Genomic DNA, 25,788 nt, shown 5'->3' with positions numbered 1-25,788 from the left:
TGCGGAGACCTCCGGATGGACCTGAGCGAGCTCAACCAACTCGATCTCAACAGCGTCGGCGAGTGGCCGATCTCGGTCAAAGTGATCGCGATTCTGCTCGCTTGCATCGCTTTGGGCGGGGCCGTCTTTTATTTCGATACGCAGGAGCAGTTGGGTCGACTCGAGCGTGCCGAAGCAGCCGAGCGCGATCTGCGCGCGTCGTTCGAGACCAAGCAGCGCAAAGCGGCCAATCTCGAAGGGTATCGCCAGCAGATCGAAGAGATGAAGGAATCCTTCGGAGCGATGCTCCGTCAGCTGCCGAACCGAACCGAGGTCGCCTCGCTCCTGGTCGACGTCTCTCAAACCGGGCTTGCCGCCGGGCTCGAGTTCGAGCTGTTTCAACCGGGCAGCGAGCAGCTGAAGGACTTTTACGCCGAGCTCCCGATCCAGATTCGAGTGACCGGGAGTTATCACGACTTTGGGCGCTTCGTCAGCGGATTGGCATCCTTGCCGCGCATCGTGACCGTCCATGACTCGAAGATCAGCGACGCCGGCGGACGGACCGGCAGCGGGGCAGCGAAACTGTCGCTGCAGGCAACGGTGAAGACCTACCGCTATCTCGACGAGGGCGCCGAACAGTGAGCAGGCGACTGCGCTCGGCCTGCATGCTCGGGACGATGGTCTTGGTCGCGTTGCTCCTATGGGGGTGCGACCGCAGCGGGACGCAAGAGCTCAGGGCCTACGTCGAGGAGATCAAGACGCGCTCGCCGAGTCCGATCGAGCCTCTGCCGGAGATCCAACCCGTCGATGCCTTCATCTTCGAGCCCAACGGACGCCGGGACCCGTTCGTGATGGACACGCAAACCGCCGCGGCGGCCCGGACGGACGACAGTCTCGCACCTGATCCGCTGCGACCCAAGGAAGAGCTCGAGAGCTACCCCCTGGATTCGCTGCGCATGGTGGGCACGGTTCAGCAGCAAGATACGCGCTGGGCATTGGTTCGAACCCGCGAAGGCTTGGTCTATCGCGTGCGGGTCGGAAATTATCTCGGAATGAACAACGGGCAGATCGTGGATATCACCGACGACGCTATCCGGGTGACGGAGATCGTCTCCGAGATACCCGGTGACTGGCGCGAACGCTCGGCCACGCTCGCTCTCACCCCGTGACAGGCAGAGGCATGCCGTGATGAACAGCCCCTATCGACTGCGCCCGCGCGGACTCCGCGGCACCCTCCGAGTGGTGCTCCAGTGCGTCGCTCTGCTCGGTGTGTCCATCGGCGCGGCAGATGTTGGCGCCGTCGATCTCACGGATGTCGAGTTCGCGGCACAACCGGGGAATCGCGTGGAGATCCAGCTCCTCTTCTCCGGTCCGGTCAGCGCTCCGCAGACCTTCGACACCGTGTCTCCGGCGCGGATCGCACTGGATTTCGAGGGTGTCGCGAACCGACTCGAGCGCAGAGCCGTCCCGATCGGCGTGGGTCCGGTCCATAGCCTGGTCGCGGTGGAGGCGAGCGATCGCGCGCGTGTGGTGATCAATCTCAACGATTCGGTGCCGTACCGGGTGACCACCGAAGGCAATCGCGTGCGGGTCGATATCGACGCTCGGAGTGAGCCGGAAGCGGCCCCGGCCCCGTCGCCGGCGTCTGCTGCCGCGCGGGCACAGCCCCGGGCGCCGGCTTCCGCACCTTGGGATCGTCCCGCCTCGGACGGAGGCAGCGCCCCGGGGCCGAGTGTTCGCGACATCGATTTTCGTCGAGGCCCCGAGGGCGAGGGGCGTGTCCTGATCACGCTTCCGAGTGCGACAACCCGGGTCACCGTGCGGGAGCAGGGAAGCCGTGTTCTTGTCGACGTCATCGATGCGGCGCTTCCCCAGCGTTTGTTTCGCCGGCTCGACGTCGTGGACTTCGCAACACCCGTCGTGGCAATCGAGTCCCGGCCCAAGGGACGCAATGTCGAGGTCAACGTCCAGACCGGCAGCGACTTCGAGTACATGGCCTATCAGACCGACAACCTCTTCACGCTGGAGCTACGCCCCCTGACCTCGGCCGAAAAGGAGCGTCTCGCGCGGGAAAAGGTCGTTTACGACGGGGAGCGGCTCTCGCTGAATTTCCAGGACATCGAGGTGCGGGCGGTCCTGCAGTTGCTCGCCGACTTCACCGATCTGAACCTGGTGGCGAGCGATTCGGTGGGCGGCAACATTACCTTGCGCTTGAAGAATGTCCCCTGGGATCAGGCGCTCGACATTATCCTCAAGACCAAGAACCTGACCAAGCGCCAGGAAGGCAACGTCATCATGGTGGGTCCTTTCGACGAGATCGTCGGACATGAAGAGCGCACCCTGACCGCCGATCAGCGTCTCGAGGAGTTGGCACCGATTCGCTCGGAGTTCATTCCGGTCAAGTTCGCCAAGGCCGCGGAGATCGCCGCCTTCATTCGGGGTGCATCCAGCCTGCAGTCGACCGCCAGGGCCCAATCGGGGCTGGGCGCGACCGGCCGCGATGCACGCCAGTTCGATCGCACCGTAAGCGAATCCACGAAAGACTCTATCCTCACGCCGGGGCGCGGCAGCGTGACCTTCGACGAGCGTACCAACACCCTCCTGGTCATGGATACCTCTGCTCGCCTGGACCAGATCCGCGAGATCGTCGCCCGGCTGGACATCCCGGTCCGGCAGGTGATGATCGAGTCCCGAGTGGTCATCGCCAACAACGACTTCACGCGCGATCTGGGCGTACGCTTCGGTCTCGCGACCTCGATGGGCGCTCTGTACAACAACGAGATGCTCATCGGCGGTGGCCTACCCGGCAATCTGACCGGACGCGGCAACTATGACGCCGGACCCTTCGGGCTGAACACTGCCGGCGAGCCGAACAACTCGATCATCCTCAACCCCGTCGCGACCGACACCCCTTCCCTGCTCGTGAACCTCCCGGCAGCCGATCCTTCGGGCGCGGTCAACTTCCTGATCGGGAAGGTCGGCTCTTACCTGCTTCAACTGGAGCTTTCGGCCATGCAACGCGAGGGACGGGGCGAGGTGATCTCGAGTCCGCGCGTCATCACCTCCGATCAAAAGGAGGCGAGGATCGAGGTAGGCAAGAAGATCCCCTATTCGACCACCTCTCAAGACGGGACGAACGTGCAGTTCGAGAACGCCACCTTGAGTCTCACCGTCACGCCCGCGATTACACCCGACGACCGGATCATCATGGATCTGGTCGTGACCAAGGATGAACCCGATTTCAGCCGTGTCGTGGACGGAACCCCGACCATCAACACGCGCGAGATCGAAACGCGAGTCTTGGTCGACAACGGAGAGACCGTCGTTTTAGGCGGTGTCTACGAGCGGACCAAGATCTTTGCAAAGGAGCAGGTCCCGTGGCTGGGAGACGTGCCGGTCCTCGGGCGTCTCTTCAAACAAGAGGCTCGTGAAGACAACAACTCGGAGCTCCTGATCTTTGTCACGCCGAAGATCCTCAAGGGCGACCTGATTGGAAACTAGTGGAGCAGTGCAGAGATTCCGAGAACCTCCGAGAACATTGTCGTTGGTGCAATGGTGGTCGTAATCGCTGGTCGATTACGACAACGACAACGCGCGGTCTCGACACATCTACCCTGTTGCACTAGCCACGGCCGCCCCCTTGAGCGGCAACCCCAACCCGCAGCGAAGACTCCATGAAGTTCAAAGGGTTGCGTTTTTTCTCGTGTTGTCTCGATCGGGCGGTGATCGAGCGCTCCGGCGTTCGTTCAGCGCTCGCGTCGTCTTCCTTACCGCGCTCGGGTCGGGCATCGTTGCCCTTGCCCGCGCGCCGAAAATCTGGCATACCTTTCCTATGATGCGCGCACAGAACATTTTTATCGTCGGCCCGATGGGCGCCGGCAAGAGTACGGTCGGACGGCAGCTCGCCGAGACGCTTTCCTACACCTTCAAGGACAGCGACCAGGAGATCCAGCGCCGCACCGGGGTGGACATCCCGACCATCTTCGAGTTCGAGGGCGAAACAGGATTTCGCGCCCGCGAGCGCCAAGTCATCGAGGAGCTGGTGAACGAGGAGCGGATCGTGCTCGCGACCGGCGGCGGGGTCATCTTGTCGCCGGAGAATCGGCAAGACTTGGCTGCGCGGGGCGTTGTCATCTATCTGCATTGCAGCCCGGAACAGCAATACGCCCGCACCGCCCGCGACCGGAATCGCCCCTTGTTGGACACGGATGATCCACTTGCGAAACTGCGCGAGCTGATGGAGGAGCGTGAGCCGCTCTATCGCCAGGTGGCCGATATGGTCGTTTCGACCGAAAAGCGGGGCACCAGCTCCGTGGTGAAGGAGATCTCTCGACGGTTGGAATCCGAAGAGATCTGAACGGCGTCCCGAGCAAGCCCCGGTGTTGACCGGATGGCCGTCTTCATCCCTGACCGAGGTGGCGGCGGACCAGGTTCAGGATAACCCTGGCGGCGTCGCTCCCGATAAGACCCTCATTCACTTGCGCCCCGAAGACCTGGACGGAGCATGACGCACGTCGAGGCAGCATGATCGGAGAAACGCCATGTCTTGGAGCCTCAACGTCGCCCTCGGGGCGCGTGCCTATCCCATTCACATCGGTACCGGCCTGATCTCGGATCCGGATCTCTACCGGCCGCATTTGTTCAGCTCGCAGGTCATGATCGTGACCAACGAGACGGTTGCGCCGTTGTACCTGGACGCGGTTCGCTCGGCGCTGGAGGGATATCACGTCGAGGAGGTGGTGCTGCCCGACGGCGAGCAGCACAAGACAGTGGAGGTCTGGAACCGAATCTTCGACGCCTTGCTGCAGGCGCGTTTCGGACGCGACTGTGCGCTGGTGGCGCTCGGCGGGGGCGTGGTGGGCGATATGGCGGGATTCGCCGCCGCCTGTTATCAGCGCGGGGTCGGCTTTATCCAGGTGCCTACGACCTTGCTGGCGCAGGTGGACTCATCGGTGGGGGGCAAGACCGGCATCAACCATCCTGCCGGGAAAAACATGATCGGCGCCTTCCACCAGCCCAGGGCGGTGATCGCAGACACCGCGACCTTGGCGACATTGCCGCAACGCGAGCTCTCCGCCGGGTTGGCCGAAGTTCTGAAATACGGGCTCATCCGCGACGCGACCTTCCTCGCTTGGCTGGAAACGCATATGGCCGAGCTGCTTGCACGCGACGCCGACGCCTTGGCCTACATCATCCGCCGCTCCTGCGAGATCAAGGCCGAGATCGTTGCGGAAGACGAGCTCGAGGCGGGGCAGCGCGCGCTGCTCAACCTCGGGCACACCTTCGGGCATGCCATCGAGACCGCGACCGGTTACGGAACCTGGCTTCATGGCGAAGCGGTCGGGGTCGGAATCTGCATGGCAGCCGATCTCTCCGCCCGTAAGGGTTGGCTTACCGAGGGGGATGTCGAGCGGGTGCGCCGGCTCGTCGCAAGCGCGGGCCTGCCTGTCGCCGCCCCGGACGATCTCTCCGCCGATCGCTTTCTCCAGCTCATGGCGGTCGACAAAAAGGTTCAGGATGGTCAACTGCGCCTCGTCCTGCTGCAACAACCAGGGGACGCGGTCGTGACGGGCGACGTCGACCCAAATCTTCTGCGCGCGACCCTCGACTCCGCTGCCTGCTAAACCGCGTCCCTCCAAAGGTCGGAAGGATTCTTGAGCCCGACACACCATGAAAATGACGCATTTCACTCTGGAGGCGGTTCGCTTGCACTGCTTTAGGGCAGGCCGTCCGTCTCGCGCACGGCGATAGGGCGTCTTCGCGTCGAGCCGCGACGGCCTCGACAGGATTCGCCGAACCCGACGCGCACTCTCTAACCCCCGTCGGCACGGCGGTTTCGGCACGCGGAAGTCCAGGACCGCAAGGTCGCCCGCATCCCTTCGATGGCCTCGTGGATGTCGAGAAATGTGGCACAGCATCTGCTGAGTCGGTATGCTTCAGGGTTTTGCGGTGACTCGGCGACGATCTTCGTCCTGACTCGGACGGTCGACAACCACCTCCCCGCGCGAATCACGACACCATTGTGATGTCGGGCCTCGGTTGCGACAATCACACACAGGTTTGAAGGTGTAAGCGCGCGCGTCGCGACTGCACAATCCCCGGCAACATGCTCCCGTATCAGCGAGGTCAATGATGAGCCTTCGTGCCTATCCGCCCGCACAGGGTCTCTATGACCCGGCCAACGAACGCGATTCCTGCGGGGTCGGGTTCGTCTGCAACATCAAGAACAGCAAAAGCCATGCAATCGTCAGGCAGGGCCTGGAGATCCTGAAGCGTCTCGCCCACCGAGGCGCGGTCGGCGCGGATCCGAAGGCCGGCGACGGTGCAGGTATCCTGGTGCAGATCCCGGACGCCTTTCTTCGTGCGCGGGTCGCCTTCGACTTGCCGCCGATCGGCGAGTACGGGGTCGGCATGGTCTTCCTGCCCCGCGAGGCGGATGCGCGTGCGCTGATGCAGGACATCATCGATCGCCACGTCCGCGAGGGCGGACAGCGCGTGCTGGGTTGGCGAGACGTCCCGGTCGACAACAGCGATCTGGGCCAGAGCGTGCTACCGACCGAACCGCTGGTCCAGCAGGTGTTCATCGCCCGCGGCGAGAACTGTGCCGATCAGGACGCCTTCGAACGAAAGCTCTTCGTGATCCGCAAGCGGATGGACAACGAGATCCGCGGCGCCGGATATGATCAAACCTCTTACTACACCGCCTCGCTATCGTCGCGCACGCTCAACTACAAGGGCATGTTGCTCGCCGATCAGGTCGGCAACTACTACCTGGACCTCTCGGACGAGGGCTTCGAGTCCGCCATCGCGTTGGTGCATCAGCGCTTCTCGACCAATACCTTCCCGACCTGGGATCTGGCACAGCCGTTCCGCATGATCTGCCACAACGGCGAGATCAATACCCTGCGCGGCAACGTCAACTGGATGGCCGCGCGCCGACACACTATGCGCTCGGAGATCCTCGGCGAAGACCTCGACACGATCTGGCCCCTGATCCCGGAAGGCCAGTCGGACTCCGCGTGCTTCGACAATGCGCTTGAGCTGCTGGTGATGGGCGGTTATTCGCTCGCGCACGCGATGATGGTGCTGATCCCGGAAGCCTGGACCGGCAATCGCCTGATGGACGAGAAGCGGCGCGCCTTCTACGAATACCACACGGCGTTGATGGAGCCCTGGGACGGTCCCGCTGCGGTCGCCTTTACGGACGGGCGCCAGATCGGTGCGACGCTGGATCGCAACGGGCTGCGACCGGCGCGTTACCTCGTGACCAAAGACGACATGGTCGTGATGGCCTCCGAGATGGGCGTGCTCGACATCGCCGAGGAACGTATCGTCAAAAAGTGGCGTCTGCAGCCCGGTAAGATGCTCCTGATCGATCTTGAGCAGGGCCGCATCATCGACGATGCCGAGATCAAGACCGAACTCGCCGAGGCCAAGCCCTACGGCGAATGGCTCAAGAAGACGCAAATCCGACTCGACGAGCTGCCGACGAGCGTCGGACCGATGTCTCCGGACGATGCCACCCTGTTGGACGCCCAGCAGGCCTTCGGCTACACGCAAGAAGATATCAAGTTCCTCTTGAGCCCGATGATCCTCACGGGTCAAGAGGCCGTCGGCTCGATGGGTGCGGATAACCCGCCGTCTGTGCTGTCGAGCCGGCCCAAGCACCTTTCGACCTATTTCAAACAAAATTTCGCACAGGTCACCAATCCGCCGATCGACCCGATCCGTGAAGAGTTGGTGATGTCGCTGGTGTGCATGATCGGGCCGCGGCCGAACCTGCTGGGGATCAACGAGGCCGGCAAGCACTGGCGTCTCGAGACCCCGCAACCGGTGCTGACCAATCAAGACCTGGAGCGGATTCGGCATATCGAGTACAGCGCGGGGGCCGCGTTCAGGACCAGTACGCTCGACATGGTCTACCCCGCGTCCGAGGGTGCCGAAGGCATGGGCCCGGCCTTGGATCGCCTCTGCGAGCAGGCCGAGCAGGCGGTCTTGGCGGGCTACAACATCTTGATCCTCTCGGATCGCAACACCAATCTCGATCAGATCCCGATCCCGGCGCTGCTGGCCACCTCGTCGGTGCACCACCATCTGATTCGCCGCGGCCTGCGCACCAGTTCGGGCATCGTCGTCGAGACCGGTGCAGCCTTGGAGGTTCATCACTTCGCGACGCTGGCCGGGTATGGCGCCGAGGCGATCAATCCCTATCTGGCCTTCGATACGATCCAATCCCTACTGCCGCATCTCGCCGAGCCGCTGACCTTCGAAGAGGCCCAGAAGCGCTATATCAAGGCGGTCGGAAAGGGACTGCTCAAGGTCATGTCGAAGATGGGCATATCGATGCTCGAGTCCTACGGCGGGGCACAGATCTTCGACGCGATCGGATTGAACACGCCCTTCATCCAGCGTTACTTCACGGGTACCCAATCGAAGGTGGAAGGGATCGGTTTGAAGGAGGTTGCCGAGGAGGCGGTGCGTTGGCACACGCAGGCCTACGGGCGGGAGCAGATCTACCGCAAACACCTCGACGTCGGCGGGGACTACGCCTATCGGCTGCGCGGCGAGGATCATGTTTGGACCCCCGAGACCATTTCGAAACTACAGCACGCGACCCGTGCCAAGAGTTTTGAAACCTTCGGCGAATACTCCCGATTGATCAATGACCAGTCCGAGCGACTCCTGACCCTGCGCGGACTCATGGAGCTGAAGTTCGTATCCGAGCCGATCCCGATCCAAGAGGTCGAGCCGGCCAGCGCCATCGTCAAACGCTTCGCGACCGGCGCCATGTCCTTCGGGTCCATCTCGCCCGAGGCGCATTCCACGCTCGCCAAAGCGATGAATGCCATCGGCGGAAAGTCCAACACGGGTGAAGGCGGCGAAGAGCCCGAGCGCTTCCAGCCGTTGCCCGACGGATCGCCGAATCCGGAACGCTCGGCCATCAAGCAGGTCGCTTCGGGCCGTTTCGGCGTCACCACCGAGTATCTGGTGAGCGCGGACGATATCCAGATCAAGATCGCGCAAGGGGCCAAGCCGGGTGAAGGTGGGCAGCTGCCGGGACACAAGGTGAGCCCGCAGATCGCCAGGGTTCGTCATTCCACACCCGGTGTCGGACTCATTTCCCCGCCGCCGCATCACGACATCTACTCGATCGAGGATTTGGCACAGCTCATCCACGATCTGAAGAACGTCAACCCGAAGGCCCGCATCTCGGTCAAGCTGGTCTCCGAGGTCGGCGTCGGAACGGTCGCCGCGGGGGTATCCAAGGCCCACGCCGACCACGTGACGATTGCCGGTTACGATGGAGGCACGGGCGCGAGCCCGCTGACATCCATCAAGCACGCCGGGTCCCCTTGGGAGATCGGCCTGGCCGAGACCCATCAGACCCTCGTCCTCAACCGGCTACGCGGGCGCATCGCTGTTCAGGTCGACGGCGGCATGCGTACCGGACGGGACGTGGTGATCGGGGCATTGCTGGGGGCCGACGAGTTCGGTTTCGCGACCGCGCCCTTGATCGTCGAAGGCTGCATCATGATGCGCAAGTGTCACCTCAACACCTGTCCGGTCGGTGTCGCGACCCAGGACCCCGAGCTGCGCAGGCGCTTCACCGGCCAGCCCGAGCACGTGATCAATTTCTTCTTCTTCGTGGCCGAAGAGGTCCGTCAGTTGATGGCCAAGCTCGGATTCCGCACGATGAACGAGATGATCGGCCATTCCGAGCGCCTGGAGATGCGCCGCGCGATCTCGCATTGGAAGGCCCGAGGGCTTGATTTCTCGCGGTTGCTGGCGCGCCCGGATGTCGGCTCGGACGTGGCGATCTACAACAGCGAGCGCCAGGATCACGGGATCGACAAGGCACTAGATCATGAGCTGATTCGTCAAGCCGAGCCGGCCCTCGCGAACCGCGAGCCGGTGCGAATCGAGACCGAAATCAGGAACTACAACCGCTGTTTCGGCGCGATGCTGTCGGGTCGGGTTGCCGAGCGCTTCGGCCATGCCGGCTTGCCCGATGACACCATCCATATCAAGGCCAAGGGTACGGGCGGTCAGTCATTCGGGGCCTGGGTGGCCGCGGGTGTCACGATCGAGCTCGAGGGCGAGGCCAACGACTATGTCGGCAAGGGGCTTTCGGGCGGACGGCTCATCATCTATCCCCCGGCGGAATCCGCGATCGAGCGTGCCGAGGACAACATCATCGTCGGCAACACGGTGCTTTACGGTGCGATCAGCGGCGAATGCTTCTTTCGGGGCGTGGCGGGCGAGCGTTTTTGCGTCCGCAACTCCGGGGCCATCGCCGTGGTCGAAGGCGTCGGCGACCATGGCTGCGAGTACATGACGGGCGGTATCGCCGTGGTGCTCGGTCCGACGGGGAGAAACTTTGCGGCCGGGATGTCCGGCGGTGTCGCCTACGTGCTGGACGAAGACGGCACCTTTGCCGACCACTGCAATCTGGCGATGGTCGAGCTTGAGCCGATCGCACGTGAAGACGACATCCTCGAGGCGCTTGAGCACCAGGGCGGCGATCTCGAGACGCACGGGCTCGTGGATCTCAGCCAGGACATGAGCCGTTACGATGCCGCCCGCCTCAAGCAGCTCGTGGTGAACCATCTGCACTACACCAACTCCGATGTGGCGCGGCGGATCCTCGATGATTGGGACAGCTACCGAGATCGCTTCGTCAAGGTCATGCCGGTCGATTATCGCTTGGCCCTCGAGACGATGCAGACCCGACAAAGCCGTCCGCCACAGACGATCAAGCAGTCGAAGGGGATTGTAGATCATGGGTAAGCCGACCGGTTTCCTTGAGTTCGAGCGACGCGACCGACACTATCAGCCGGCTGCCGATCGCGTCGTGCATTACAACGAGTTCGTGATCCCGTTGGCGGATCGCGAGGTCAGCGAGCAAGGTGCCCGCTGCATGGACTGCGGAATCCCCTATTGTCATCAGGGGTGCCCGGTCAACAACATCATCCCGGACTGGAACGACTTGGTCTATCGGGATGACTGGGAGGCCGCGATCGAGGTTCTGCACTCGACCAACAACTTTCCGGAGTTCACCGGACGCATCTGTCCTGCGCCCTGCGAGGCCGCCTGCACTCTGAATTTGGATGATAATCCGGTCGCCATCAAGACCATCGAATGCGCCATCGTAGACAAGGCATGGACGGAGGGCTGGATCAAGCCGCTGGTCCCGGAGCGACGTACCGGAAAACGTGTCGCCGTGGTCGGTTCCGGGCCGGCCGGGCTGGCGACCGCCCAGCAGCTCGCGCGAGCCGGTCACCAGGTACATTTGTTCGAGAAGTCCGATCGCATCGGCGGGCTGCTGCGCTACGGCATCCCCGATTTCAAGCTAAGCAAATCGCTGATCGACCGACGGATGGCCCAGATGCGGACCGAGGGCGTCGAATTTCATACCAATGCCCACATCGGACTGGACATCCCGGTTGCCCGTTTGCGCGAGGAGTACGACGCGGTGGTCCTCGCCGGTGGATCGGAGAAGCCCCGTGACCTTGAGGTGCCCGGTCGCGAGTTGTCCGGGATCCATTTCGCGATGGACTTCCTGACGCGCAACAGCAAGCGTGTGCAGGGCTCGTATGTCCCCGATGACGACTTCATCAGCGCTCACGGCAAGCATGTTGTCGTGATCGGTGGTGGCGATACCGGCTCGGACTGTATTGGAACCTCCAATCGTCACGGCGCCAAATCGGTCACTCAGATCGAGATCCTGGACAAACCGCCGGAGAAGGAGGACAAGGGCTTAACCTGGCCGGAATGGCCGAATCGGTTGCGCACCTCAAGCTCCCAGGAGGAGGGTTGCGAGCGACTTTGGAACGTCGCGTCCAAGGCGTTCGTCGGCGACGAAAACGGTCGGGTCAAGGCGTTGCGTTTCGAGCTAGTACGCTGGGAGCGTACCGACGGAGGCCGCTGGCAGATGCAGCCCGTGCCGGACAGCGTCGGCGAGCTCAAGGCCGATTTGGTGCTCTTGGCCATGGGCTTCGTGCATCCCGTGCATGAAGGAATGATCGCCGAGCTGCGTGAGAGCGCGGGTCTCGAGCTCGACCCGCGCGGCAACATCAAGGGCGCCACCGACGGGTCCGCTGCTTATCACACGTCGGTCGACGGCGTCTTTTGCGCCGGAGACATGCGGCGCGGTCAGTCTCTCGTGGTGTGGGCGATCCGCGAGGGTCGTCAATGCGCGAGGGCGGTGGACGAGTGGTTGATGGGCCGCTCCGATTTGGCGCGTTGAATCGGGATGGGCCGCATCGTGCGCGGCCCGGGATCGACCACGTGGGCTCCCCGGGGCCCCGCCAAATCCCCAAGAGGCTGTCTTGACCCCATCGAGCGTTTTGAAGACCGTTTAACGTCGACCTCCGGCAGCAGCGCCGAGGGCTTCCGTCGGAGCCGCTCTTCGTCGCGTCAGGAAGGTCGCATCGCGTCGAGAGGCCCGGACTAGAGATGGATCGTCAGCAAGCCGCCCATTTCATGCTCGACTGCCTTCGCAAGATGGTGGCCAAGAGGGGTTCGGACCTTTTCATTTCCGCGGGTTTTCCGCCGGCGTGCAAGATCGATGGGCGCATGACGCCGATCAGCGAACAAGCCCTGAGCTCTGCCCAGACCAATGTCCTGGTGCGCTCCATCATGAACGACCGGCAGATCCGCGACTTCGACGCGACGAAGGAGTGTAATTTCGCGATCAGTCCACAGTCGATCGGTCGGTTTCGGGTCAACGCCTTCATCCAGCAAGGTCATTGCGGCGCGGTCCTGCGCACCATCAACGCCACCATCCCGGAGCTCGACGGGCTCGCGCTGCCCCCTGTTTTGAAAGACTTTGTGATGGTCGAGCGCGGCCTCGTGTTGGTCGTCGGCGGCACGGGCTCCGGGAAGTCGACGTCCCTCGCGGCCATGTTGGGGCATCGCAACGAACACAGCTACGGTCACATCATCACGATCGAAGACCCGGTCGAATACGTTCATCCGCACCGCCATTGCCTTATTACCCAGCGCGAGGTCGGTGTCGATACCGAGAGTTGGGAAATCGCGCTGATGAATACGCTGCGCCAGGCGCCGGATGTCATCCTGATCGGCGAGATCCGGAGCCGAGAGACGATGGAGCACGCGATCAACTTCTCCGAGACCGGACATCTCTGCCTGTCGACGCTCCATGCCAACAACGCCAACCAGGCACTCGACCGCATCATCAATCTCTTTCCCGAGGAGCGGCGTGCCCAGTTGTTGATGGATCTGTCCCTGAATCTCAAGGCGATCGTCTCGCAACGTCTATTGCCCTGCACAGACGGCGGACGCATCGCCGCAGTCGAGGTCTTGATCAACACGCCTTTGATTCAGGATCTCATCTTCAAGGGCGATGTCGGATCCATCAACCTAAAAAGAGCAGTTAGCGCCCGTCGCGGAGCGTTTTCGGCCCGCGGGCGAGTACACATACCGGCGGTTCGGCGGCTACGCCGGCGCCGGTAACACCGCCGGCGGCTGCAATTGGCGGCCGTTGAGATACTTCACCAGCGCCCGCGAGAGGAGCCGGTACCAGCGTTGCAGGGGACTCAACTGCTCCGCAGTTCGGCGCAGCGTGTTGAAGAAGGCCGTGATCTCGCGGCAGGTCGCCTCCACCCACCCGGCTTCGGCATGGGGATGGCTGATGGTCAGGCGCGTCTGCCCGCCGTGACGGGTCAGTCGTGCCGGTGCGCTGAGCAGCAGCGGGCGGCTGGTGATCGCCTCGGTGTGCCGAGTCGGGTCGGCCAGGCGCACGAACAGGCTCCACCAGTTGTAGGTCAAGGCGGTGATGCGCGCCATGAAGCGGCAGCGCTTGATGTCGCGGGTGGTGAAGCCGCCCCAGCCCCAATGGTTCTTGAGCTCGTCGAAGGGATTCTCCGCGTCGGCGCGATCGCGATAGAGTTGCGCCACGCTCAGGATCTCATGGGGCAGCGAGGTCACCAGCACGGCGTACTCGTAGACGATCGTCTCGTCGGTGAGCTCGGCGAAGCTCAGGCGCAGCTGCTCGGGATCACCCTGCTCGACGACGGCCAGGTCGGCCTTGATGCGCCGGCGCAGCACGACGGCGCGCCGGGCACGGCTCCAGCCCGACAGACGCAGGGTCGTCTCGGCCCCCTGCCAGCCTTGACCGGCATCGCACCACTCGGCATCGCGCATCAGGCGCTCGACGGTCTGCTTGACCTTGGAGGTCATGCGCAGCTTGAACAGATACGGGATCCCCTCCTGCTCGGCCCGTGCCATGTTGGCTTGGGTGCCCCAATCGCGGTCGCCGCGAATGCACAGCGGCCAGTGCGCCCGCGGCAGGCGCGCGAGCAACTCCCACAGGCCCGGCGCGCTGTACTTGGACGCGGTTTGGTTGCCGTCCAGCACCTCCACGTCCAGGATCAGACGCAGACCGGCGACGAAATAGGTATGGTAGGTGTGCGAGGGCCGACCCGGCTTGTGCGGATTGTAGCCTTTGACCGCACCCTCTTGATGCCCGTAGAGCGGCTTGACCGTCACGTCGGCATCGAGAATCCAGGGCACGCCCAGCACCGGCGCCACGCAGGCGTCCAGGTGGTTCTGCAACCAGGCCACCCCGTCGGCTTCATCGAGCTTGCCGAGGTTGCGGCGCACCGAGTCCTCGCTCACCACCGCCTCCATGCCCAGCAGGGCGGCGTTGATGGTGTCGCCGCGCAGGGCACTGATGTGGGCATAGCGCTGATGCCCGGACAGCACCGCCAGGATGGCGGTACCCAGAACGTCGCGCGTGCTCGGGGCGTTCGGGCTGGTCAGCTTCAGCGGGCAGCTCTCGACCCAGGCATCGAAGCGCCCGCCCAGGCGCAAAAACTCGGTGAAGAACGGCAGCTGCCCCAGCGGGGTGACCGCCGCCTGCGCATCCCACTCGACGTGGACGCGCCCGCCAAACGTGTCCACCGCAACCGGGCCGGCATGCGGTACCAATGCGGTGGTTTCGGGTTCACCCTGCGGGTGAGGGATCGGGTTGCTCATGGGGACCTCCTTGCGCCGATATTTCAGCGGCTTGGATCACTCGAGGCAAGGTTTAACTGCTCTTTTTAGGATCAAGGCGATCATGAAGCGCTCGCGCGAGCAGGGCATGCAGACCTTCGACATGTCGCTCTTCGATCTTTACGAAGCGGGTAAGATCAGTTACGAGGATGCACTGCGCAGCGCCGATTCGATGAACGAGCTGCGTTTGGTGATCAAGTTGGAGGGTCATGAAGCCCAGGGCAGGGATCCTTTCGCCGAGACCGACGGTCTGAGCATCCTCGGGGACGGCGATAGCGATTCGTTCGACTCGACCCTGTTCAGCGAGACCCTGGCCAATTCCACCATGATCGATGGACTGCCCAATCCGGACAGCGGACGCAAGTCGTAGAGACGAATGGCCCCCGCTTCGGGCGGGACTCGTGGGCAAGTCCGCAGTGTAGCGGCGCGTTCAGTCCGACGCGACCGTCGATGCGAGCGGTGTCGTTCGCGGGATCGGCGGGACAACGCCGCCTGAAGGAAGGGTAAACCGATGGACATCAACCCTTATCTCGAGATGATGATTCGACACAAGGCGTCGGATCTCTTTTTCGTTCCCGGAGCACCGGCCAAGATCAAGATCGAAGGGGTGATCCGGTCGATCGGCGAGAACCCTTTGACGCCGGCCTTCTGTCGGGAGGCGATTGCGTCACTCATCGATGCGGATCAAGAGCGTGAGCTCACGGAGTCGCTCGAGCTCGACTTCGCCATCGCCTTCGAGGATCGGGGTCGCTTCAGGGTCAACGCCTATCATCAGCGCGGACACCGGGCGATGGTCCTGCGTTACATCCGCAGCAGCATCCCGACCCTAGAGGAGTTGGACCTACCCGCCGTGCTCAGCCGCCTGGTCATGCACAAGCGAGGGATCATCCTCATGGTCGGCGCGACAGGCTCCGGCAAGTCGACGACACTCGCCGCGATGATCGGCCACCGCAATCGAACGGCGCCGGGTCACATCATCACCATCGAAGATCCGATCGAATTCGTGCATCCTCACCAGCAATGCATCGTCAGCCAACGCGAGCTCGGTCTGGATACCAAAGATTACTCCCGGGCGTTGAAGAGTGCCCTGCGCGAGGCGCCGGATGTCATCTTGATCGGCGAGATCCGGACCCGCAACACGATGGAAGCAGCGATCGAGCTGGCCGGAACGGGTCATTTGGCGATCTCCACCCTGCATGCCAACAACGCGTATCAAGCGATGGAGCGGATCGTCAATATGTTCCCGCAGGAGATGCACAAGACGCTCTTTGCCGATCTCTCCTCCTACATGCGCGCGATCGTGTCCCAACGCTTGGTCCGAACCACAACCGGGGCGCGCCGTGCGGCCATCGAGATCTTGGTCAATACGCCCCACATCGCGGATCTCATTCGCGACGGGCACATCGAAGCGATCGAGGAAGCCATGCAGGGGCACGGCGAGGAGGGAACGGTCACCTTCGACGAGGCGCTCTTGAAGCTTTACCACAAGGGAGCGATTTCGTTGGAAGAGGCGCTTGCCAACGCGGACTCGGCCCCGAACCTCGAGGCCAGGATCAACTTCGGGTGATACCGGCGCGGGTTGACAGAGGCCCGAGCCGCTCAGAATTTCATTTGAAGACCACGGACCTTGTTGCGGAAATCGCGAGTGACCGTTTCGGCGTCCTGGTCGCTCGCGACGACCTTCGGCGTTAGGACGACGACGAGCTCGGTCCTTCTGGAGACCTTGGAACGTTGCCCGAAGAGCGGTCCGGCGAACGGGAGGTTATAGAGTCCGGGGACGCCTTGATTGCCGTCGCTTCGCTCGTTTTGGATCAGGCCGCCGAGCACAACGGCTTGATTCGAGCGAACCGCGACCGAGCTGGTGATGTTGCGCGTCGAGAAGGTCGGCGAGTCGAGCGCCGAGCCACCGCTTCCGACCTCGTCGACCGTGCTCACCTCCTGCTCGATCTCCATCTGCACGAGACCGCCCGGGGTCACCCTCGGCTTGACCGACAGCATGACGCCCGTAGGACGATACTCGATCGTATTGACGACGCGATCCGTATTGGTGAGACCCTGCTGTTGGCTGGTTGCAATCGGGACCTCTTTACCGACCTGGATCTTCGCGGTCTGATTGTCCAGGACCATCACGGACGGCGAGGACAGGACATTGACGAGGTTGTCCTGTGCCAAGGCGCTCAGGGTCGCACGAATGGTATCGGGCCGACTGATGACGGCCCAGTTGAAGCCCGGGAATGTTAAACCGACGCTGTTGGCAAGCGAGTCGCCCGAGCCCAAGGTGAATTGGCTGCGCTGATCCTTGGTGGCGAGTCCGAAGAGATTCCATTGGACCCCGTACCTGAGATTGCCCTCGAGGCTGATCTCCACGATAGTGGCCTCGACGAGGACCTGCAGCGGCAGGATATCCAACTGTTTGAGCGCGTCGAGGATCTTCTTGTAGTCCCTCGGGCTGGACCTGACCATCAGCGAGTTGTTGGTCGCGTCGGCGACGATACTCACGGGCGAGGAGAGCTCGATCTCGCGGGAGGAGCTGCGGCGCGGTGCCGACTGACCGCCAACGCCGCCGCCGTCCGCTTCCCCGTCACCCGTCGATCCGATCGAGGATCCGCTCAACCCAGGTGCGACGCCGCCCACGGATGACGAGCGCTGCGATGCCTCCCCGCCGAAGAGTTGGGAGAGGGTGTCGGCCAGATTCTCGGCGTCGCCGTGGCGCACCCGATAGACGAAGAGGCGCTCGGCCGCATCGCCTGTCGCCTCGGCCATGTCGAGCCGCTCGATCCAATTGCTGGCCTGTTGGAGATAACTGGCTTGCGGAGACACCACGAGCACCGCGTTGGCGCTCTCGACCGGGACGAATCTGAAGACACCCTTGAGCGGATTGCTGCCTTCGTCGCCCAACAGGGTCTGAAGCTGGGTCACCACCTCGTTGGCCTTGGCGTATTCCAAGGAGAAGAAACCGACCGAGAGCCCCGCCATCCAATCGACGTCGAAGACGCGAATGGTGTCGAGCAGATTACCCATGTCGGGACTGGTGCCGGCAATGACGACCAGATTGCGAAGGTTGTCGACGCGGATTACGCTCCCCTCAGGCGCCAAAGGCTGAAGGATGTTGCTCATTTCCTCCGCGCCGATGTATTGGAGCGGCACGACTTGGACGCTGTAGCCTTCCGGAAGGGCTCGGCCAGATTCGCCGAGCTGGGGTACGACGCGACCCTGAACGGCATTCGCCAGCGGGACCACCTCGTAGGTGCCGCCCGAGTAGACGATGGCGGCGTTGTTCATACGCAACAGGGTTTCGAGGGTCGGGATCAAATGGTCGCGACGCAACGGACGGCCGGTCTGTAGCGACGTGACGCCCTGAACCGCGGGATGCAGGACATAGTTCACCTGCAGCAGGTCGCCGAGGATGACCTTGACGACCTCGCGGATGTCCGTCCCGTCGAAGTTCAGGGTGACGTCGCCGGGGGTGGTGTCGACACTGGGCGGTGAGATCTCGCGCACAAAGGTGCCCGTCCCTCGCTGGAGTGCCCCGACGGTCGGACCGGGCTCGTCGTCTCCTGCCAGGGCGATGGAGGTTGCGTCGGTTCCGCGCGCTGACGAGGCGCCGCGCGCTCCGCCCTGAAGCGCACGAGTCCCGTCTTCGCCCATATCGTCGACCCGTACGGTCGGGTCCCAATAGGCGCGCTCGCATGCCGAGGAGACGATGGCGAGGATCAATACGATCGCGAGTCGCTGTAGGTTGCGCAGGGGTTGACGGGCACCGCGACAGCGCTTTGGATCCAGCGTGGCCTCGTTCGAGTCGGCTCGGCTCGTCAGGCCGATGAAATCAGAATTCCTGGAGATCATTGGTCCGGGGGATCCGCGGGTTGAAGCACCCGAGGCGGGCGCCGCGGGACCGGCATCGGGGCAGCCGGACTGGGTGTTTTTCCGTAGTCGCGCAATATTAGCGCATCCTGCTCGCCTTGTCGCTCCAGCAGGACGCGATCCGGAAGGATGGTCTGGACGGACCAGCCCTCCAGATCATCTCCGATGCGCAGGCGTCTGAGTCTGGGCTCGTTCGGATCCTGTATCCAGGCCGACACAAGCGTCGGGGTGATGATCACGGCGCTCAGGTTCATGCCCTCGAGCGATGTTGCGGTATCCGATTCGGCGCTTGCCTGTTCCTCCGGATCGACCTCCTCTTCCGGTCGACGCTGGGGACGAAACAACGGGCGGTCGGTCACGCTGGCATAGGCGTCTTTCGGATCCGGAGGAGGCAATTGCGTCGCGGCGTCCGGCTCGCTCCCGGCGAGGGTATTCGGGCCCGGCGAAGAGGCCGAATCGAGGCCCGCGCCGGACGGGCCGGGCGGCCAATCCTTCCACTGAAAGAAGAGCGTCGACGCCAAGGCGAGCAGCACGAATCCGGGGAGCCACTTCATTGAGTGTCACCTCCCAGGGTAAAGCCGAAGATATCCAGCCTCACCGTCAATTCACCGGCCGGGTTGACGGGCGGACGGCGAATCATGCGGCCCCTCGGCGCGGAGGCGGGCTGCTGAGGGCGCGCGGAGGAGCGCACCGAGACCTGATCGACGAACAGAAAAGGACGCGCTTGCTCGATGTCGTAGAGGACGTCGAGGAGCGTCTCGGTCGAGCCTTGGATCTGCGTGCGCACACGCACCCGCGGCGGACTCTCCTCGGGCGGTCCGGGCAAGATTTGGGTACTGATCAGACGGCCGCTCGCCGCCGTGACGATGTCCTGAACTTGACGCTGAAGCTCCGCACCCGCCAAGGCCGCTGTCGGTGCATCGAAATAAAACGCCTTGAAGCTCTCGTTGGCCCGGACCCGCTCGAGTTCCGACCGCAGCTCGGGTAGCGTTGCAATGAGCCGACGATAACGCACGAGTTGATCTTCGCTGTCGGCAATCCGGCCGGAAAGCGTACCCATCTCGCTGGTCCAGGCGATCGCTAGGCCGCCGATCAGCAGCAGGGGGAGCGACAAAAACAGAACCCAAGCCAGAACGCAGACGATCGTAGGGCGCGATGGAGCCTTCATTCTTCCCTCGCGCGCGTGAACCGCAGTGAAATATTGAATCGCTCCTTACCCGTCTGCGGGACCTGCGTCACGGGAGAGCGAAACGACACCTCGTCGATACCGGGAGCTTGCTCGAGCAGCGCGATCAAGGCGGTCGCTTGTCCGGATTCGCCCCGCAGCTCGACCTGCCCGTTGTTGTAGTCGAGGGTCTGAATCCAGGTGTCGTCCGGGATTCGGTCGCTGAGCTCGCGCAACAAGACGAGGATGTTGGGCTCATCACGTTTCTGTTGCAGGACGGCCGTACTTCCCAGACGCGCCCGCTCGAGCTCCTGGCGCAGATCATCGACCGCGACCGCTTCCACCCGCGCCCGCCGAACCTCGGTGTCGAGGGCTTCGGCAACCCGTTTTTGCTGCCACAAGGGTCCGATCAGGGCAACGGCGATGAGCACCACCATCGCGGCCCAAAGCAGTTTGTCGACACTGAAGAGGTCAAGACGGCGTTTCGGGCGCTCCGCCGGCGGCAAGAGGTTGGCCGATGCCCAAGCCCCTTCCCAAGCGATCCGATCGATCGGTGCCCCCGCATCTCGCATGCGCTTGACCCAAGCCGCTGCAAGATCACGGCGACACAGGGCGAGCTCGACCCTGAGGCGAGGGGCACCTTTCGGACCGGACTTGGCGAGAAAATCGTAGAGGACGTCGCCTGCCTGGAACGGCGAGAGACGATCCAGCTCGAAGCGAATCACCTGAGGAAGATTGGCGCGCACCTGCGACGGCAGCGAAACACTGCGGGTCAGGATGTCCTCGCGCGGCATCATCAAGACCCGCGTCGGGGAGCGCTCGGGTCCGGGTCGTGCGATCTCGGGGAGCGGAATCGCGGTATCGAGCCCAAGCTCGCCAACCGGCTCGCGCTCCTCGCCGGTCGTCAGAAAAAGATGCGCGGTCGATGCCTCGGGCTCGATGATCAAACGGCGATCTCGGCGGGCAAGAAAACGACGTACCGGGATCGGCAGACAGACTTCGAGCGAGCGCCTGAGGATGCGGTAGACATCGTCGAGGCCCGTCGCGGGGCCGCTCGGGAGCTGGCCGAGGAGTTTGAGTCGATCGCTGAGGGACATGAGTGCCAGTCGGAGTGGTGTTGTCGATCCGTGTCGGATGTCGCGTGCCTGTGCTCGCGCTTAGCCGACCCCTTGAGTGTACGTCCACCCGTCGCCGCGACGCCAGTCAACCGGCATCGGCTTCGCTGTCGGTCGGCGCCGACGGCACAGCGGACAGGCCGAAACGGCGCCACCGCACCTGATAGGGCGGTTGCTGTCCGGGGGTTGTCTCGATCAGCGCCTCCATGCGGCGCCCGCCCCCGCCCGGACCGGTCTCGGCAACATCGATCCGGTAAAGGGGGCCTGCCCGATCGACGACGCGTGGGCCGCTGCTGTCCTCGAACAGAGGCGAGTCGCGCTGGACAACGCGAAGCTGTGCATCTTCGAATGGGATCCCCTGAGTCGCGGCGATAGCCGCTGCGGAGGCGAAGCGTTCGTCGAATCCAGCCCCATCGAGATCGACACTGACCTCCGGGGCCAAACGCGCGTAGATCTCCGGCGTCATCCCGAGGACCTGCATCAACTCCTCGACGGCCACGAAAGGCGCATCCTTCGCCCCGAGGGTCAGGCCGACATCGCGATAGTCGCCATCCTCAGCACCGTTCAGGAGCGACAGATCGTCCTCGTCCCGCCAATCGACGATCGCTGCGGCAAGCGACGTCGCCGGATCCTCCTCCATGCCGAGCGTCACGAGGAGCGCCGAGAGCAGCTCCGGCGGCGCCTGATTCAGATCGATCCGCGACCCCTCGTTAAAGACCCGAATCGCAAGATCGACCCCGCCGAACCGCCAAGGCACGGCGACACCGTTGGGCAACCAAACGGGCACGTCCGGATCGATCGCATCGGGCGGCGGCATCGCAAAGACCAGGACCGTAAAGGCGATAGCGGCATCGGCGGCGGCCCGAAAGCGTGCGCCCGAGACGTGATTGTCGCTCAGCGCCGTCTCGGTACGCTGCGCCGCGGTCAGGCCGACGGCCATAACGGTGAGCAGGGTCAGCACCCACAGCACCAGAACCAAGGCGATGCCCCGTTGATGTCGCGCGAGCGGGCGCACCCCGCTCAAAGGAGGCGCACCGGCAAGCCGACCAGCAGATCCGGCCAGGACTGCGCGGGCGTAGCCATGCGGATTTGCAGCAGGGTCGGCAACGTCGATTGTCCGATCCACTCCTCATGCCAATCGGGCTCGATCTCCCCGTCGGCGGTACCGAAATACGCAAGCTGGAACTCGGCAACGCGATCCAGGAGAAGGGTCCGGCCGAAGGCACCCGCGGCGGCGTCCATGTCGAGCGGGACCGAGTCGAGCGCAAAGCCCGAGTCGGCCTCGAGCGGCTCCCAGCTCGGGATCTCGTCGGTTCCCTCGAGCACCTCCGGATGCACCAACCAGCGCGTCAGGACCAAACCCACGTCTCGATCGATCGGGACAAGCTCCAGACGCAAGATGTAGAGTCCGGGGACGCCGACCTGCGTGGACAGGGGCGCCACAAACTCCAAGCGCTCGGCGTCGCCGGCAAAAACGCTGATCATCTCGGCGTCGAGCGTCAAGGTCGTCGCCCGAGCCTGACTCAAGGTCGACATCAGAAAATCGCGTGCGACCCGAACCTCGGAGACCCGCTCGGAGGTCGCGTCTACTCCTTCCCAAGCCCGCGATCCGAGGCTCAATCCGGAAAAAAGCATCAAGGTGATGAGACTGACGATGGCCAGGGCGATGAGCAGCTCGATCAGGGTAAAGCCCACGGAGTCACGCGACCGACGCCGGACTCTCGTCGCACGCGTCCGAGACCAAGCCGCAGCGAAGACGGCGATTCGGTAGGGGCCCGTCTTCGCCGGGAAACCGAGAGAACCGGTGCCGACGCATGCAAAATCCATAAGATGCATACTCCTGAACCGCGTCTGCTGCGAGGATCGTTGACTCATTCGAAGCCGATCCCGGTTGAAAACGCTCCATGGCATGGCGGACGCGGCTCAGAACCGTTCGCCGAGCCGCAAGGTCGAAAGCGTCAAGCTGCGGACCTGGGTCCCGTCCTGCCAGAGCGCGGTCGCGTTGACACGGTAGGGCGTGGCTGGCGGCTCGGCACCGAACTCCTCGCCGAGGGTGACCGGTAGGATGGTCACCTCCCAAGCAATGCCACCCTCGGGGCCGCCCGAAACGGAGCCTTCCTCCAAGGGGATCGCCGTACCCACGGCATTGAGCTTGGACTCGGCCAACGAAGCGGCACGGCTGTATTGGGAGGACACCAGGGTGGCCCGCGAGGCTTGCGAAAAGATCTGCATCAGGACACCGAGCGACACGGAGAGGATGGCGAAGGCGACCAAGACCTCGAGAAGCGAAAAGCCGGACTGAGGTCGTCTTTTCTGCCGCAGGATCCTCAACGCGCGCTCCACGGCGCCATGCGGATGCGCCCCGTCAACCAAACGACACCGACCTGGTAGCCGGTGTCGTCGTTCGCCAGGATGATGCGGCCCCCGGTCGAGCTCCCGTCGGGAAAGAACCGGATCGCCCCGCGCTGCTCGTCGAGCATCTCGCGATCGGCGGCCTCGAGTGTGACCTCGAGACGCTTCGGGAGCGTCAGGCTGCGGTGCCCTTGAAGTTCGAGACGATGTTGCTCGACGTCCACGATCAAGGCGACCTCCGTCCCCTGACGAATGGCAAGCTCGCGCGCCAGGCGAAGGCTGCTGACGGTTCTTCGCGCCGCAGCCTTCATCTCCACGCCCGGCATCGCTGCCGAGAAGAGCGGCGGCACGGCCGACATGGCCAATGCCGCGATCGCCAGGACCACAAGCAGCTCCACGAGCGTAAAGCCGCGGCGGCTCCGGCGCCTTGCAACCGGATTCATGGCGGCGTCTGCGCAAGACCTCAATGACGTGCCGAGCTCAATCCCAACTGTGGATGTCCGCGTTCTCCCCGTCACCGCCCTCGCGGTTGTCCGCCCCGAGCGACCAAATATCGAAGGCCCCGTTCTCGCCCGGGAAACGGTACTGATAGTCGAAGCCCCAAGGGTCCTTCGGAACGTCGCCCTTTCTCAGGTAGGGACCGTTCCAGCTCTGGATGTTGGCCGGACGTTCCACGAGGGCCTGTAGGCCCTCCGATTGGGTCGGGTAGCGGCCGACCTCCAATCGGTACATATCCAGGGTCGCGGCAAGGTTCTCGACCTGGAGCTTGGCCGTTTTGGTCTTTGAGGTGCCGAGGAAGCTCATGACCTGGGGACCGACGAGTCCCGCCAGAAGGCCGAGGATCGCGAGGACGACGAGCAGCTCGACGAGCGTGAAACCGCGAACGCGCCTTGATTGATTCCGGGATTGATTCGGGTGCATAGATAGGCTCGGATGACTTTGACTACGTGTGGTCATTGTATGGGGCCGACGGTGCAGGGCCAAGGCGATCGGCGCGGGCACCCGGGCGATGGTCGCGCGCGTCAGAACACCAACTCGTTGGCACCGAGAATGGCCATCAGGATCGAGATGATGATCCCCGCGACGACGACGCCGAGCCCGATGATGAGAATCGGCTCAAGCAGCGTCAGCATACTCTGGACACTGTTCCGGGTCTCGCGATCGTAGATGTTCGCCACCTTGGCAAGCATGGCGTCGAGACTGCCGGACTCTTCGCCGACACGGATCATCTGCAGTGCCAGATCCGGTAAGACCTCGAGACGTGCCAAGGGTCCGGCGAGACCGCGGCCGTGTTTGAGGTCGTCGCCGACCTCGTTGAGCAGACCCGAGAGCTTGCGATTGGAGACCACCTCTTTGGCAAGCGTCAGGGCGCTGAGCAGGGGCAGACCGTTTTTCAGGAGCGTCGCCAGGGTGTGGCAGAGTCGGGCCGTCTCCATCTTCCAGATCAGATCGCCGAACAGCGGCACGCCAAGCACCTTATTGTCGAATCGATCGCGGACGATAGGGTCCTGAAACCAGCGTTCCAACACCACCGCGATCAAGGCGATGACGACCAACATGGCCCACCAATAGTTGCGGAAGAGATCGCCGGTCGCGACTACGATCCGGGTCGGCAGCGGCAGGGCCTCGCCCATGTCATCGAAGAGCACCGTAAACTGGGGCACCACGAAGACCAACAACATAATCACCGACAGGCCCGCAACGACCAAGAGGATGGAGGGGTAGACCAGTGCGGAGGTGATCGTTTGGCGCAACTCCGCCACGCGCTCGAGATAATCGGCGAGTCGATTCAGGACCTGGTCCAGTGCGCCGCTGGCCTCGCCCGCGCGCACCATATTGACGTAGAGCCGGGGGAATTGCCCGTCCTGCAGGTCAAGCGCGCTGGAAAAGGTCGCACCGCCGCGCACGCGATCCTGCAGATCCGACAAGACCTGGATCAGGTGCTCCTCCTCGGTGAGTTCGACCAGGATCTGCAGCGATCGGTCCAGGGTCATCCCGGCCTCGAGGAGCGTCGCCAGCTCGCGGGTCAGGATGCCGATCTCCTTTTGGTTGATGCGCCGGCGTCGCGTCCGCACGAAGCGAGCGCGCAGCCCCGCCGAGGAGCGGGTCTCGATCGGGATCAATCCCTCCGATTGGAGCTGGCGCACCAGCGCGGCCTCGTCGACCGCCTCCTGCTCGCCCTCCACGCTTTCCCCGTCGAGCTTCACTGCCTTGTAGAAAAATTTCGGCACTTCAGTCCTCTATTGAACCGCGTCGCATGCGATATGCATCGGATTCGCGTTTGATCGACGTCCA

General features: G+C 63.5%; 19 protein-coding genes and 2 pseudogenes. 10 read left to right on the top strand and 11 right to left on the bottom strand.

Translation table 11 applies throughout. The annotated features are described in order from the left end of the window. Positions 1-15 precede the first annotated feature (15 nt). The 8 genes and pseudogenes from LT988_RS12985 to LT988_RS12950 form a co-directional block, all read left to right on the top strand. Positions 16-621, top strand: a complete 606-nt coding sequence (locus LT988_RS12985; protein ID WP_232405997.1) for a type IV pilus inner membrane component PilO — start codon at positions 16-18, stop codon at positions 619-621. After that, positions 618-1,148 carry a pilus assembly protein PilP gene (locus LT988_RS12980; RefSeq protein ID WP_232405996.1) on the top strand — a complete coding sequence of 177 codons (531 nt, stop codon included), beginning with the start codon at positions 618-620 and terminating at the stop codon, positions 1,146-1,148. The genes LT988_RS12985 and LT988_RS12980 overlap by 4 nt, the downstream gene beginning before the upstream one ends. 19 nt (positions 1,149-1,167) lie before the next feature. Then, on the top strand, positions 1,168-3,480 hold the full coding sequence (gene pilQ / locus LT988_RS12975) for a type IV pilus secretin PilQ (RefSeq protein WP_232405995.1): 2,313 nt from the start codon (positions 1,168-1,170) through the stop codon (positions 3,478-3,480). Between the two features lie 331 nt (positions 3,481-3,811). Continuing rightward, on the top strand, positions 3,812-4,336 hold the full coding sequence (gene aroK / locus LT988_RS12970; protein WP_232405994.1) for a shikimate kinase AroK: 525 nt from the start codon (positions 3,812-3,814) through the stop codon (positions 4,334-4,336). A gap of 184 nt (positions 4,337-4,520) precedes the next feature. Further along, a complete protein-coding gene (gene aroB / locus LT988_RS12965; RefSeq protein WP_232405993.1) occupies positions 4,521-5,603 on the top strand; it encodes a 3-dehydroquinate synthase in 1,083 nt (360 codons plus the stop codon). A 508-nt stretch (positions 5,604-6,111) separates the two neighbouring features. Then, positions 6,112-10,767, top strand: a complete 4,656-nt coding sequence (gene gltB / locus LT988_RS12960; protein ID WP_232405992.1) for a glutamate synthase large subunit — start codon at positions 6,112-6,114, stop codon at positions 10,765-10,767. After that, positions 10,760-12,226, top strand: coding sequence for a glutamate synthase subunit beta (locus LT988_RS12955; protein WP_232405991.1), 1,467 nt, complete (start codon positions 10,760-10,762; stop codon positions 12,224-12,226). The genes gltB and LT988_RS12955 overlap by 8 nt, the downstream gene beginning before the upstream one ends. A gap of 209 nt (positions 12,227-12,435) precedes the next feature. Next, positions 12,436-13,359 (top strand): annotated as a pseudogene (locus tag LT988_RS12950) (PilT/PilU family type 4a pilus ATPase); the annotation flags it as partial. 78 nt (positions 13,360-13,437) lie between these two features. On the opposite strand, the gene LT988_RS12945 reads toward LT988_RS12950, so the two are convergent. Then, a complete protein-coding gene (locus tag LT988_RS12945) occupies positions 13,438-14,979 on the bottom strand; it encodes a transposase (protein WP_232405990.1) in 1,542 nt (513 codons plus the stop codon). A gap of 58 nt (positions 14,980-15,037) precedes the next feature. Between LT988_RS12945 and LT988_RS12940 the strand changes: the two are divergent. Together LT988_RS12940 and LT988_RS12935 are read left to right on the top strand one after the other, a co-directional pair. Then, positions 15,038-15,367, top strand: a pseudogene (locus tag LT988_RS12940) (type IV pili twitching motility protein PilT); the annotation flags it as partial. Between the two features lie 141 nt (positions 15,368-15,508). Further along, positions 15,509-16,564 carry a PilT/PilU family type 4a pilus ATPase gene (locus LT988_RS12935; RefSeq protein ID WP_232405989.1) on the top strand — a complete coding sequence of 352 codons (1,056 nt, stop codon included), beginning with the start codon at positions 15,509-15,511 and terminating at the stop codon, positions 16,562-16,564. Positions 16,565-16,596: 32 nt separating this feature from the next. Here LT988_RS12935 and gspD read toward each other — a convergent pair whose 3' ends face one another. From gspD to LT988_RS12885, 10 genes are all read right to left on the bottom strand, one after another. Continuing rightward, on the bottom strand, positions 16,597-18,843 hold the full coding sequence (gene gspD / locus LT988_RS12930; protein ID WP_232405988.1) for a type II secretion system secretin GspD: 2,247 nt from the start codon (positions 18,841-18,843) through the stop codon (positions 16,597-16,599). Further along, a complete protein-coding gene (locus LT988_RS12925) occupies positions 18,840-19,415 on the bottom strand; it encodes a hypothetical protein (protein WP_232405987.1) in 576 nt (191 codons plus the stop codon). Before LT988_RS12925 ends, gspD begins: the two co-directional genes overlap by 4 nt. Next, positions 19,412-20,029, bottom strand: a complete 618-nt coding sequence (gspM, locus tag LT988_RS12920) for a type II secretion system protein GspM (protein ID WP_232405986.1) — start codon at positions 20,027-20,029, stop codon at positions 19,412-19,414. Before gspM ends, LT988_RS12925 begins: the two co-directional genes overlap by 4 nt. Further along, the gene (locus LT988_RS12915) at positions 20,026-21,123 is read right to left on the bottom strand and encodes a PilN domain-containing protein (protein WP_232405985.1); all 1,098 of its coding nucleotides are present in this window, start codon (positions 21,121-21,123) and stop codon (positions 20,026-20,028) included. The genes gspM and LT988_RS12915 overlap by 4 nt, the downstream gene beginning before the upstream one ends. A gap of 106 nt (positions 21,124-21,229) precedes the next feature. Beyond that, positions 21,230-22,156 carry a type II secretion system minor pseudopilin gene (locus tag LT988_RS12910; RefSeq protein WP_232410578.1) on the bottom strand — a complete coding sequence of 309 codons (927 nt, stop codon included), beginning with the start codon at positions 22,154-22,156 and terminating at the stop codon, positions 21,230-21,232. Positions 22,157-22,161: 5 nt separating this feature from the next. Next, positions 22,162-22,836: a prepilin-type N-terminal cleavage/methylation domain-containing protein gene (locus LT988_RS12905; protein ID WP_232405984.1), complete on the bottom strand. Its 675-nt coding sequence runs from the start codon at positions 22,834-22,836 to the stop codon at positions 22,162-22,164. Between the two features lie 228 nt (positions 22,837-23,064). Beyond that, a complete protein-coding gene (locus LT988_RS12900; protein WP_232405983.1) occupies positions 23,065-23,472 on the bottom strand; it encodes a type IV pilus modification PilV family protein in 408 nt (135 codons plus the stop codon). Next, a complete protein-coding gene (locus LT988_RS12895) occupies positions 23,469-23,936 on the bottom strand; it encodes a GspH/FimT family pseudopilin (RefSeq protein ID WP_232405982.1) in 468 nt (155 codons plus the stop codon). The genes LT988_RS12900 and LT988_RS12895 overlap by 4 nt, the downstream gene beginning before the upstream one ends. Before the next feature lie 37 nt (positions 23,937-23,973). Next, positions 23,974-24,414: a type II secretion system major pseudopilin GspG gene (gene gspG, locus LT988_RS12890; RefSeq protein WP_232405981.1), complete on the bottom strand. Its 441-nt coding sequence runs from the start codon at positions 24,412-24,414 to the stop codon at positions 23,974-23,976. Between the two features lie 101 nt (positions 24,415-24,515). After that, positions 24,516-25,724: a type II secretion system F family protein gene (locus LT988_RS12885; protein ID WP_232405980.1), complete on the bottom strand. Its 1,209-nt coding sequence runs from the start codon at positions 25,722-25,724 to the stop codon at positions 24,516-24,518. Positions 25,725-25,788: the final 64 nt, after the last annotated feature.

This window comes from Thiocapsa bogorovii, assembly GCF_021228795.1.
Taxonomy (GTDB): domain Bacteria; phylum Pseudomonadota; class Gammaproteobacteria; order Chromatiales; family Chromatiaceae; genus Thiocapsa; species Thiocapsa bogorovii.
This window is presented reverse-complemented; position numbering and strand designations above follow the sequence as displayed.

Bases quoted from the DNA above. Each gene is read 5' to 3' on its own strand.
- aroK (WP_232405994.1), top strand. From the start codon at position 3,812: ATGATGCGCGCACAGAACATTTTTATCGTCGGCCCGATGGGCGCCGGC.
- pilQ (WP_232405995.1), top strand. From the start codon at position 1,168: ATGAACAGCCCCTATCGACTGCGCCCGCGCGGACTCCGCGGCACCCTC.
- LT988_RS12945 (WP_232405990.1), bottom strand. From the start codon at position 14,979: ATGAGCAACCCGATCCCTCACCCGCAGGGTGAACCCGAAACCACCGCA.
- gspG (WP_232405981.1), bottom strand. From the start codon at position 24,414: ATGCACCCGAATCAATCCCGGAATCAATCAAGGCGCGTTCGCGGTTTC.
- LT988_RS12985 (WP_232405997.1), top strand. From the start codon at position 16: ATGGACCTGAGCGAGCTCAACCAACTCGATCTCAACAGCGTCGGCGAG.
- gltB (WP_232405992.1), top strand. From the start codon at position 6,112: ATGAGCCTTCGTGCCTATCCGCCCGCACAGGGTCTCTATGACCCGGCC.
- LT988_RS12935 (WP_232405989.1), top strand. From the start codon at position 15,509: ATGGACATCAACCCTTATCTCGAGATGATGATTCGACACAAGGCGTCG.
- LT988_RS12955 (WP_232405991.1), top strand. From the start codon at position 10,760: ATGGGTAAGCCGACCGGTTTCCTTGAGTTCGAGCGACGCGACCGACAC.
- LT988_RS12895 (WP_232405982.1), bottom strand. From the start codon at position 23,936: ATGAATCCGGTTGCAAGGCGCCGGAGCCGCCGCGGCTTTACGCTCGTG.
- gspD (WP_232405988.1), bottom strand. From the start codon at position 18,843: ATGATCTCCAGGAATTCTGATTTCATCGGCCTGACGAGCCGAGCCGAC.
- gspM (WP_232405986.1), bottom strand. From the start codon at position 20,029: ATGAAGGCTCCATCGCGCCCTACGATCGTCTGCGTTCTGGCTTGGGTT.
- LT988_RS12915 (WP_232405985.1), bottom strand. From the start codon at position 21,123: ATGTCCCTCAGCGATCGACTCAAACTCCTCGGCCAGCTCCCGAGCGGC.
- aroB (WP_232405993.1), top strand. From the start codon at position 4,521: ATGTCTTGGAGCCTCAACGTCGCCCTCGGGGCGCGTGCCTATCCCATT.
- LT988_RS12925 (WP_232405987.1), bottom strand. From the start codon at position 19,415: ATGAAGTGGCTCCCCGGATTCGTGCTGCTCGCCTTGGCGTCGACGCTC.